This window comes from Pedobacter sp. 01N416 (genome assembly GCF_056399685.1).
Map to the genome: position 1 here is coordinate 1 of NZ_JBFTRT010000098.1, position 11,248 is coordinate 11,248.

The 11,248-nt window shown below is 41.3% G+C and carries 5 protein-coding genes; 4 read left to right on the forward strand and 1 reads right to left on the reverse strand.

Going from position 1 to position 11,248, the window contains the following annotated elements; all coding sequences use genetic code 11:
• From AC1DND_RS07765 to AC1DND_RS07775, 3 genes are all read left to right on the forward strand, one after another.
• Positions 1-1,512 (forward strand): SusC/RagA family TonB-linked outer membrane protein (locus AC1DND_RS07765; RefSeq protein WP_477580524.1); only part of this gene is annotated, 1,512 nt, incomplete at its 5' end.
• A 10-nt stretch (positions 1,513-1,522) separates the two neighbouring features.
• On the forward strand, positions 1,523-3,055 hold the full coding sequence (locus tag AC1DND_RS07770) for a RagB/SusD family nutrient uptake outer membrane protein (protein ID WP_477580526.1): 1,533 nt from the start codon (positions 1,523-1,525) through the stop codon (positions 3,053-3,055).
• 35 nt (positions 3,056-3,090) lie between these two features.
• A complete protein-coding gene (locus tag AC1DND_RS07775) occupies positions 3,091-3,645 on the forward strand; it encodes a peroxiredoxin family protein (RefSeq protein ID WP_477580528.1) in 555 nt (184 codons plus the stop codon).
• A gap of 246 nt (positions 3,646-3,891) precedes the next feature.
• Here the strand turns inward: AC1DND_RS07775 and AC1DND_RS07780 are convergent, their stop codons facing one another.
• A complete protein-coding gene (locus tag AC1DND_RS07780) occupies positions 3,892-6,957 on the reverse strand; it encodes a beta-L-arabinofuranosidase domain-containing protein (protein ID WP_477580530.1) in 3,066 nt (1,021 codons plus the stop codon).
• Positions 6,958-7,369: 412 nt separating this feature from the next.
• Between AC1DND_RS07780 and AC1DND_RS07785 the strand changes: the two genes are divergently transcribed.
• A complete protein-coding gene (locus AC1DND_RS07785; protein ID WP_477580531.1) occupies positions 7,370-10,846 on the forward strand; it encodes a family 43 glycosylhydrolase in 3,477 nt (1,158 codons plus the stop codon).
• Positions 10,847-11,248 lie beyond the last annotated feature (402 nt).

An 11,248-nucleotide genomic window follows, 5' to 3' on the forward strand; every position in this document is an offset into this window, starting at 1 on the left:
TCCAAAAACGGTCAGGCCCAGCTAAACTATAATAATAAATTTAACGATTTCGACTTCGGGGCAACGTTAAAGGCGGTATACGAAGAAAACAGGATTACTTCATTATCTGGTTCTGGCTATAACCTGAGTGCACCTGTTAAAAGTTTAGCTGCGGCATCAGCTGATAGTAGAAGTATTGGCTCTACCTGGGAACAAACAGTTAACTACGGTTACTTTTTAAACCTGAAAGCAGCTTGGAAGGAAAAGATTTTTATAGATGTATTGGGCCGCCTGGATAACAGTTCGAGGTTTGGTGCTGATGTTGGAACAGCGTTTTTCCCAAGGGTATCTACTGCATATCGGTTAACAGAAGATGTGAAGTTGGGTATCATTAACGAATTAAAATTGAGGGTAGCCTATGGCAAGGCCGGAAGTTTGCCTCCATTTGGTGCTAAGGATAGTCAGGTTTCCTTATCCAGTTCTGGCGGCGTAAGCTATAATCAACGTGAAAATACAGATCTGAAAAGGGCTATTACCTCCGAACTCGAATTTGGTATTGACGCGCAGTTGTTTAAACGCATTAATGTTCAGGCCAATTATGCGTTTTCAAAAAGTATAAACGATTTTATCCTGGTGCCGGCTTTTCCTCCAACTACAGGTTCGGCAAGGATTTATGGGAATTTGGGTGCAGTAAAATCGAATTCGCTCGAGCTCGAAATTAACGGCAACGTAGTTACCAAAAATGCCTTTACCTGGAACACCGGAATTACCTTTAGCAGAATTAGAAGTAAAATAACCTCATTGGGTGATGTACCAGAGTTTACCGATGGCGATTTTAGAAAAGCACCTGGAGTAAGCCCTTTTGCCTTTTATGGTTATAGTGTGCTCACTGGTCTCGATCAATTGGAAACCAATGCGCAGGGGCTGGTTACCAATGCAGCAGGTGGAATTTACAAGCTGAGCGATTTTGCTGTTAACCAATTGGGGTTTGTGGTTTTGAAAAGCCAGCAAGGTACGGCAGCTGAAACACCATTGTTGTACCAAAATGCAGCTACTGGTAATTCGAAAATTATTGGAGATGCACAGCCCGATTTTATTGTCGGTTTTTCAAATACTTTCAATATCGGCCCTTTATCGCTATATGCGGTGTTGGATTGGAAAAAAGGTGGCCAGAAATATAATGAAACCCAACAGTATCTTACTTATCAATACCGTTCCCCATTTTCTGATCAGGCGGCGCAGGCAGGTTTGCCACTTGCCTTTACTACAGCGGTTTTTAATGCCCAGCAAACCACCGATTACTGGTTGCAGAACAGCAGCTACGTATCGCTAAGAGAAGTTTCGTTAAGCTACAAACTGCCGCTAAAAGCTATTGGGATAAACCGGGTACTAAGTAATGCCAGACTTGCATTAGTTGGCCGTAACCTATACACCTGGACATCCTTTACCGGAGTAACGCCAGAAGGCAATCAGGATTTTTACGATTATCCAACCTACCGCATTTACAGCGCAAAACTTACGCTAAACTTTTAACGAACAGAAAATGAAAAATATATTCTATATATCACTTATTGCCTTAAGCCTTAGCGCCTGCAAAAAAACAGATTTCGATAATCCAACAACGCTGACGAATCAGGAAGCCATCGATCAGATAAAAGATCTCGGGCTTAAACTCACAACAAGTAGCGTTCAAACTATTTTTAGCACCTCAACAAGTGCATCTGGCACGCATTTTAGTCTTTTAGCCGATCAGACAACCAATACCAACGGAAATTCTTCCTGGTGGGATTTTGCGAACGAACCGCGTCTACGACTCAATAACAATACTTCTTACCGTGGTGCAGTTACCTGGAATACTTTTTACAATAACTTTTATCAGGCCAATTTAGATGCCACGCTGGCATTGGATATTATTGAAAAGCAGGGTAAAAAGATTTACGATACACAGGGTACAGATAGAACGCAGGATTGCCTTGTTGCGGCCTATTATGCCAAAGGAATAGCACAAGGCTATCTTGGTGTTATTTTCGACCGTGGTATTATTGTGGATGACGTGAACTTGAGCACGAAAGACTTTCCGGATTCTTACAAGGCCTTAATTGCCAATGGAATCAAGCTGATTGATAAATCTATAACACTGGCTGAAGCGAATACACAGTTTAAATTCGATTTCCTCAGCGGAAAAACATTCAGTAAAGCCGACTTTATTAAACTGGCCAATTCAATGGCTGCAAGGATTTTATCATCTGAGGCCCGTGATAAGACCGAAGCAGAAAAAATTGGCGATGAACAATGGAATAAAGTATTGGCCTACGCCGAAAAAGGATTTACCACCGATTTTGTGATCACCACGGTAACAGGGGGGTATTACAATCAGTTATTGACCAATTTGTTACAGCGCAATTCAGATGGTTCTGGTTGGTTGCCACCAGATCTTAAAATTGCCTATTTGGCCGATAAAACCGGAAATACCCCTAAATTTTACCCTTTAACCGGAATATTACCCAACATTAGCAGCAACGATAAACGTTTTGATAGTTATTTTGGATACACCACAAGTTTTGGAATATTTATCGAATCGCGTGGGCGTGGGCTTTTTACCAATTGGTACCGAAAAAGATGGTATAATACAGCCAACACGTTAAACTCACCTGGTGCGGTTAATCCTTATTTCCTGGCGGAAGAGATCAGGTTACTAAAGGCTGAATCCAAATTTTGGCTGAAGGATTATGCTGGCGCAGCTGCCATACTAAATGATCCGGCCGCTGTAAGAAAAGCCATAGGAACGCTTCCTGATGTTGCCGCAAACCAGGCTGATTTGAGAAAACAGTTGCATTATGAATATGCCATTGAAATAGATGGCGCTGGTGGTGCATTTCTGCCATTTACCTTTATGCGCAGGAACAATTTACTCGTAGGCGGTACGCCAACTGAATATCCTTTGCCGCAACTCCAGCTCGATCTGGTAAAACAACCCGTTTATACTTTTGGTAGCAACGCCTACTTCGGCGAAAAAGGAAAATATGGCGAAGTAGCCACCGCACTTGATGAAGGCTGGAAAGCCGCTGAAAAATAATTTAGACAACATTATAACTCTTTAAACTTATCATTATGAAAATTAAACTATTAACCTTAGCCGCAGTTTTGCTTACACTTAGTGGATTTGCGCAACAACCAAAATTCGAAAACCCCAATGCCGATAGCAGAGGCTATCTGGTAAAAGTAGGAGATAAAGCCCCTGATGATTTTGAACTGGTACTCCATGATGGTAAGAAAACCACATTAAAAGAATTAAAAGGAAAAATTGTCATTCTACAGTTCACCGCTGCATGGTGTAAGGTATGCAGAGAAGAAATGCCTTATTTAGAAAAGGACATCTGGCAGGCCTATAAAAATAAAGATGTGGTATTGATCGGTGTTGATCGGGATGAACCATTAGATGTGGTACAGAAATTTCACAAAGACATGAATATCACTTATCCATTGGCCCTAGATCCCGGCGCTAAAATTTTCCAGAAATTTGCCGATAAAAAAGCCGGTGTAACACGTAACGTAGTGATCGACCGGGATGGTTACATCAGATTTTTAACCAGATTATATGATAAAGAAGAATTTAGTCTTCTGGTCAAAAATGTTAAAGAATTAACTGAAAGGGCAAGTAAGTAAAGATTTTGTTTGCTTTGTGAGAGGCTGTTTCTTCAAAAAGAACACAGCCTCTTCTCTTTTTTATCCAAAAGATATGAAAATGAGATAATCATCTGGTAGCGATAAATGATTAAAACCATAGGAGAGATTGAATTTTTATAAATCAATACTCCAGCACAAACAAAATTCCTATACTGGAATTTTACAATGTGAAAAACATTAAGTGTGACCTATGGGGCCATTCTTCAGCTATTAGCGCAACAGTGCTTATTTTAATGTAACATCCAGGTAAACAGAATGACGCCCATATGTTTCGTAAAATGGTTTGAAAACAACATCATCAATAGTGAACTGTAAAGATTGTGGATCACCCTTGATTGATTTGCCAATATCTTTGGCATCCAAGGTTACTTTACGCCAATCTTTTCTGGCTTCTGGTTCCTGCGCTGCCAACAATACCGGTCCGTAAAACAAACTGGCAATGTTCTGCTGATCCATAACCGGATCGAGGTGGAATTGGAATGGCATCTTTAAATCCACAATATCGCCATTTTTCCAGGTACGGCTTATCTTTAGGTAACTGCCTGGCTCAGCCTGAAACTTTTGTTCTTTCCCGTTGATCTTTACAAAGAATCCTTTGGTGGCCCAGCCTGGCACACGCACATTGAGATCAAATTTTCCGCTGCCCTTAATTGTGAGGCGGGTGTGGTCTTCTTTTGGGAAATTTGTTGTCTGTTCTACCCTAATCTGGCGTTCTGTCCATGTTAGTATTGAGGGAATGTACAGGTTCACATAAAGCGCCTGGTTATCTTTACTTTTAAAGTAAATTGAATTTTGTAATTTGGTGCTGCTCTCTATCGCAGTGCCGTTACAGCAGGTAAAACCTGTCATATCCGCATTGCCAAATTGTTTAACAGATCCTGGTCTGAGTGGTACATGATAAGTATTGGCAGGACTGTTCAGGGCAACAGATGCCAGGATATGATTGTATAAGCCACGCTCATAATAATCCATCAGCTCTGCCCGCTGATCGAATAGAAAAAGGTCTCCGGTCAGTTTTAGCATATTATAGGTGGCACAGGTTTCATTCTGCCCTCCTTCAGAGAAGCCATTTTCGTACAAGGTAGCTGGCTGCGCAATAAAACACTCCGCATTGGCAGGGTTACGGGCACCTGCAACGCCTCCGATACTATACATGTAATCGTCTACCATTTTGTGCCAGAAGTTATCCGCTATACTGTAATATTCAGGTTTATTGGATACCCTGTACATTTCGATACTCCCTACAATTTGGGGTATGTGCTGATTAGCATGCAGTCCACGGAAAATATCTACGTTTTTGGCCAGCCCATGCGAATGTACTGTATCACCAAAGAAAACCTTTATATTATCAAATAATTGTGCTGTTTTTAGGTATTTCGGATCATTTGTAATCTGGTATAAACGGGCCATTACATCATTCATGCCCCCGTACTCTCCGGCGATGTAAGTATTCCACATCCTGATAAGCGTTTCCTGAGGCAGCTGGCTTAAGCGGGTATATACCCAGTCACTCATGTCAGTAGCTATTTTAAGTGATTTTTTATTGCCACTTACCTCATATACGTCTATTAAGCCAGCCAAAATTTTATGCAAGGTATAATATGGGGCCCAAACCTGGTTTTTCTGTCCTCCATATTTCGCTCCGTTTTCCAACATGATAAACTGATCGGGAGGATAGGCGCTGATGAATCCTTTTCCCCAGTTCCAATAATCTGTACGGATGCCCGATGCACTAAGGTCAGAATCATAATCTGATTTACCGGGGCCATGCGGCACAGCGCTCGGATCAGATACCGAGGTGGAATCTGAATTTTTAGGGTTCCCTGATAATTGCGATAGTTCATAGAGTGTATTGATCATATACTCCATTTTTTTTGAGAAATTGGCCTGCAGTGCCTTGTCATATCCGGTACCAGCATAGGCCTGGGCAATTGCCGAAAGGTAGTGGCCTGTGGCATGCCCCCTTAATTTGGTATCTTCACTGTCCCATACCCCCAGAGGTTTTGCTCCTTCGGGTTGTTTCTGGCCAAAAGCTTGGCGGAACATGTAGAGGAAAGAGTTAGGGGCGGTTTTAGCTAATGTTTTGATAAATTTATCACGGTTTTCGATAAATTTGGTTGCATGGCCATGAACATCCGTTTGTAGAGAAACCCTGTTTAAAGCAAATGGTTCTAGCTTTAAGGCTGGCGAGGCTGATTTTTTAAGCGCTTTTATGGTTACAAATGCTTTAGGTTGAAAAGACGTTCCCGCAACACGCCCGGTAACGGTGTAACTTCCAGGTTTCAAGACCGTGCTATTATCAGTTGGAGAAGGCCACAACACACGTACTTTTGGACCTTTCATCTTATTCTTGTAGGTGCCCGGTACATAACTGGGTAACCGTGGTAAATTTCCTACTTCTGTTTCCACCTGAATATCTGATACATGGGCTAAATAAGTATTGTAAAGCTGTGGAGTGCCTGAAGAAAACTTTGGGAGATCATCTTCACGCTTACCTACATTTACCGCACTTTCCTGATTACCTCTTTGGGCATTGCGATAAATTCCGGCAACCTGCCCCGCACTTAACGGAACCCGGTAAATACGGAAATCATGTATCATGGCATTCAGATAAGGATCTCCCGGTACTAGCGATTTTCCGATATACAACAGGTTTTTTGCCCCTGATTGCTGATCGAATACCATTGTTAACTCCAGGGGGATGTGCTTAGCTTCGGCCACAGGCTTGCTATTCACATAGGTCACCATAGATTTTGATGGAATATCTATCACAATGGTAATATAGATCCATTTATTCAGTTCTAAAGCAGGAGAAACCGCTGTGTTTTTATTGTTTTCCTTTGCCGTGATCGATGTCTGGAAACCTTCCTGAGCATTTGTTCCAACAGGGGCCACAAAAAAATGTTTGGTTACGTCCTTCCCGAAATCAAAAAACCGCTGGCCGGGCTGCTTAGAACGGAGGTATATCCATCCTGATATGCTGAGCGATTCTATATCTGTTAATACTTCTCCTGGAATTGTGACAAAGGAATTGTTATCCCCAGAGAGCGACAAAACCTTTCCAAATCGGCTGTCGTTGATAAATTTGACTCCGTCGCCCTGAAATTTTGCATGAAAATTATTTCGAGACCAGTCTTTGGCATCTCCATTAAAGATATAACGCGCACTCATTCCTGTTTCGCCGATCCCGTCTAATATCTGATCTCCATTTTGTGCATTGGCAGAAGTGATACCCATGGCTAAAATAGTTGGGAACAGTATGGTACGCAAGAATACTTTGTATATTTTCATGTTTAAATCATTTTATCAATAAGACCCTTCTTAGATCTGTTTATATCAAGATATTTTATACCCGGATCTTTTACTAAGCGCAAATGAATTTAAAGAATATTGAATAAAAACAATCCTTAAAATTCATCGATAAAACTATGAAGAAGCCCTGTGTTTTTATGCTTCTTTTTTATCTGATAGCTACTAGATTTTAACAAGTACCCCGCCGTACAACAAAGATTGGGGTGCTTGGTTAAAATAATAATGTTATGCATCAATATACAACGGAAATCTAGATGACGCTTCATTTATATTTACATCCTGATCAATCAACTCTGGTTTTTATAGGTCGGGATATCAACAATTAATTATGAAAAACATTTATCTAAACCTCTTCGTTTTTTTTCTCTTATGTAGCGCTTTCCAACCTATAATGGCGCAATCTCGGCATTTGACGAAGGGGCAGGGCAATCCTGTTATACCAGGTTATTTTGCAGATCCAACGGTTAAAAAATTTGGAGATACTTTTTATATTTATGCAACAACCGATGGCAATGGAGGCGGATTTGGACCATCGCAGGTATGGACGTCAAAAGATTTTGTGAACTGGACCATGCAGGATATGAACTGGCCAACAACCCATCATTACTGGGCACCGGATGCAACACAGGGTCCTGATGGAAAGTATTATCTATATTACTGTCAGCCCGTTGAAATATTTGGTGCATCTTCAGCAACGCCAGTTGGCCCATGGACATCCCTTTTGGCACCCGGAAAACCAATAGTTTCAAATTTTATGGTACCCAAGGTGATCACACTTGATGGGCAGACTTTTAAAGATGACGATGGTAAGTATTATATGTATTGGGGTACCTGGGGCATTTATCCGGGCCATGGTTGCGGTGTTGGCTTATTGAATGACGACATGAAGTCCTTTTCAAAACTTGCTCAGATTCCAAATACCGATGCAAAAGACTTTTTCGAGGCTCCATTTGTATTTAAAAGAAATGGAATCTACTATCTTACTTATTCATCCGGTTATTGCGAAGATGGAACTTACAGGGTACAGTATGCCACTGCAAGCAACCCGATGGGACCTTTTAAGTATGCCGCGGATAATCCAATCCTTGCCACAAATGGCGATGGAACGGTGCACGGACCAGGGCATCAGTCTGTTCTGCAGCAGGGAGATGATTTTTACCTGGTTTATCACCGGCATAATAACCCACACAACGACGGTGGCTATCACAGGCAGGTAGCGGCAGATAAAATGATCTTCGATGAGAAAGGAAATATACTGAAGCTGGTGCCTACACATTCCGGAATCGGCTATTTGGCAAAAAATGCGAATCCGCATCCAAATCTGGCGCTGGGCAAAACTGCTGTGGCCTCTTCAGCTTATGATCAGGATTTTAAATCAGAATTTGCATTCGATGATAATAACGGAACTTTATGGAAAGCCAAAAACAATATCGGCCCCTCATGGATCCAAGTTGATTTAGGCCGAGTCTATGATGTTAAAAGTGTACATACTCAATTTGAATATGCAACCTGGTACTATCAATACAAAATCGAATATTCGCTCGATGGCAAAACATGGGGACTGTACATTGATAAGAGTAAAAACACCCAACATGGAAGTCCAATGGTCGATTTTGGGAACATTAAGGCCAGATATCTGCGTACAACAATTTTACGGACAGAATATCCGGGCCTAAATAAGGCGATATGGAACATTAAGGTTTTCGACAATGCCGAATATAATCCAGTGATGAACACCAACATCAAAAAAAGGGAATCTTTGCAACATTTTGAACCGAAGGGACTGTTGGTGGATCTGAACTTTGATCACCTTCGGATAGGATCAATAGCAGCTCATGTTCAAAATAATGGAAAATTGGGCGGTGTGTTTTCTGCTAACGGAACAAACAAGCCAGTTACTTCAATGATAGGTGGAAAAAAAGCTTTGGTTTTCTCTGGCACCGAGCGCCTGTCGTCATCCGTTCGTGCGCCTTCATCTATGCTGGGGAATAGCAGTTATAGCGTGAGTATGTGGGTGCTGAACCCAGAGATTAATAAAGAAGAAACCATCATTTCATGGACAGGACGGGGTGGTGTTGATTTAAGCAATGCTGCGGTAGGTTATGGGAATAGTAAAGGTGCAGGCGCTGCCACCCATCTTGGCTGGGCAAATTTAGGATATAGGAATTTACCCAAAGCAAATGAGTGGCATGTGATTACCATGGTTTTTGATGGGACAATGGAGCGTATATATGTTGATGGAAAATTGGATAGGGCAGAAAGAAGAATGCTTTTCGTAAATAATCTTACCAGGTTTCTTGTTGGCGGAAATGATGATGGAACTTCAGGGTTTTCTGGTGCGCTGGCCGCTTTGAAAATTTATGATATCCCATTAACCGATACAGAGATTAAAGCAGCTTATACAAAAGGCATAACTAACCATACGGTTCTGTACGCAGCTGCAAAAAACCTTGAATATGGGGATTTAGCAAGCTGGCCCAATAATGGGGCAGCTTTGGGAGAACTGACGTGCAAGGGGAATGTGGAAGTTGCCGATATTAATGGAAAAACAGCTGCTGTATTGGCCAATGGTAGTAAAATCCTTATGAGAGGTAACATTACAAAAGAGGTCGGTTTTTCAAAACCATTTAGTGCTGTTTTTTCTCTTTTACCTGCTGTTGGTTCAAAAACAGATCTGTTTTTTGGTAAAGGAAATAAAGCCGTAAGGATAGTGGGTAATGGAAAATGGCAACAGTTAATCTGTTCTTTTTCTCAGGGCAAGTTCGAGGTATTTATCAATGGTAAACCGGCCAGTTATGCACTGGTACCTAATAATCAAAGAGACCAGCGTATTTTGATTGAATCTTCTGGCGGAAGACCAGGTGCCACAACAGCAATATCATCAATTTCAATATACAATTATGGTCTTGATTATAGTGCTTGCTTAAAAGAATTTAATTTTTGGAAACAAACCTTGGGCACAGGCAACTTAAAAGCATCATTTGCCTCAAAACCATCGGCAGTTACACCAGGTATGGTTTATATGGCGGCGGATAAACCTGAACTGCCAGGCAATGATCTCGAATATCTTTTTAAAAATGATAAAGATAACGAAGATGCGAAATGGTTACGGTCATCAGATTATATGGATTTTTCGGTCCTTCCACAAAGCAGTTATCGTTATACGGTGAAAATCAGGGATAATTTTGGAAATGTTACCCAAACATCTCTTCCGTTTGCTGTTAGAACAGATTCTTCACAATTTGTGATCAGAAAACAGGGTGGGGCGGCCCGGTCAGTTCCGGCAACAAAAGATGGCCTATCAGGAACTTCCTGGGATGGTATATTGGGAAATGCAGATACCGTTATACAACAATCGGGTATCCTAAAAATGGTTTCGCACAATACATTTTGGGATGGATCGGAGGCAATAGGGCCTTTTGCCTACAACAATGTTGAGGGTGATTTTATCGCCGAGGTAATGCTTTCAGATATGCTAGGGCTCAAGGAGAAGAAAGCCTATGGTGCAAATGAGGCAGGTATAATGGTTAAAGCTTCAACAAATGGAAGAATGCTTTTACAAAACGGCATTATGCCAGGCTGGGGCGTTGGAAATATTGTTACCGACCTTGGGAATGGCGGCAGAAAGCAGACGAACAACCTCTCTGGGTGGGCTTTTTATAGGCATCTGCAGATACAACGGGTAGGAAACACATTTTTTATGCGTGGTAGCAGTGATGGAAAGGCTTGGGTAGATCTTCCTGGCAGCCCTGTAAAAAGGGATGATTTGGGGAGTAGCGGCTTACAGGTTGGTGTTTATCATGCTACTTATGGTGATGCCTCTGGTGATGCATCTTTTAGCGGTTTTAAGATTATCCAAAAGAAATAAAGCGAACATTGATGCGTCACAAGATGAAGCTCATTTTAATAAAGAATATAGCTCAATACAGCCACAAAATGAGCTATAAATAAAAGCAGCATGAGCCATAAATTAAAAATTAGACTTGAACTCAGTATTTCTTTATTGTCGTTCTGGAGGCAGTAAACTCACCAAGGACTTAGTACATGCAAGAAATGTTTCGAAAATTGTTCTGCCAAGACGACTTTAGAGGGCAAAGCGAATTTATTTATCCATCAGCTCAACCCAGGTATTAACCATTTTTTCAATCAGCTCCTTGTTTGCTATTACCTGATCCATATAACAAAATTTCGCATAAACCTTTCCCTTGGTTGCCTCTTCAAGAAATTCTGATTTTACATTAATGAGTGCTCCTTTGTGAAAGATAAGGGC